The organism is Pseudomonas sp. MD195_PC81_125 (assembly GCF_014060985.1).
GTDB classification, from domain to species: Bacteria; Pseudomonadota; Gammaproteobacteria; order Pseudomonadales; family Pseudomonadaceae; genus Aquipseudomonas; species Aquipseudomonas parakoreensis.
In genome coordinates, this window is sequence record NZ_JABULD010000714.1 from 1 (window position 1) to 931 (window position 931).

General features: G+C 58.8%; 1 protein-coding gene. It reads left to right on the top strand.

The window, feature by feature from the left end; all coding sequences use genetic code 11:
* The first annotated feature begins 209 nt into the window (after nucleotides 1-209).
* The gene (locus HT737_RS28235) at nucleotides 210-887 is read left to right on the top strand and encodes a type 1 glutamine amidotransferase domain-containing protein (protein WP_182404457.1); all 678 of its coding nucleotides are present in this window, start codon (nucleotides 210-212) and stop codon (nucleotides 885-887) included.
* Nucleotides 888-931: the final 44 nt, after the last annotated feature.

Genomic DNA, 931 nt, shown 5'->3' on the forward strand with positions numbered 1-931 from the left:
AAAAAGTTGCGCACTCGGCTGTAAGCCTCTCCGATCAAGGTCTGTAGCGCGACAAGTCACGTTTTTTTGCCGGACAAGTGCGCAAGAAGTTGCGCAGTAAGGCCAAGTGCCAGCGTCGAGCGTTTGAAACGATCCGCCCAGCGCGACGGTCAATCACTCACGACTGCGCCGCAGGCGTCTGAACATTCCCCACCGCGAGTGAGAACGACATGAAAATCCTGATGGTTTTAACGTCCCACGATCAACTGGGTGATACCGGCAAGAAAACCGGCTTCTGGCTGGAAGAATTCGCCGCGCCGTATTACGTGTTCAAGGATGCCGGCGCGCAACTGACGCTGGCCTCGCCCAAGGGCGGCCAGCCACCGCTGGACCCGAAAAGTGACGAGCCCGATGCGCAGACCGCCGCAACCGAGCGCTTTCGCAAGGATTCTGCCGCCCAGTCGGCATTGTCGTCGACAGTCAAGCTGGACACGGTAAAGGCTGTGGATTTCGATGCCGTGTTCTATCCCGGCGGCCACGGCCCGTTGTGGGACCTGGCTGAAGACCGCCATTCGATTGCGCTGATCGAAGCGTTTTACAACAGTGGCAAACCGGTGGCGGCGGTGTGTCATGCGCCCGGAGTGCTGCGCCATGTCAAAGGTGCGGACGGTCAGCCATTGGTCAAGGGTAAGCAGGTGACAGGCTTTACCAACAGTGAAGAGGAGGCGGTAGGGCTGACCAATGTGGTGCCATTTCTGGTGGAGGATGAGCTCAAGGCCAAGGGCGGGATTTTCTCCAAGGGCGCAGATTGGTCGAGCTACACCCGTGAAGATGGATTGTTGCTGACGGGGCAGAATCCGGCGTCGTCGGAGGAGACGGCTTTCGCGTTGTTGTCACGGTTGCGCTAATAGCAAAAGCAAAAGATCGCAGCCTGCGGCAGCTCCTACAGGGG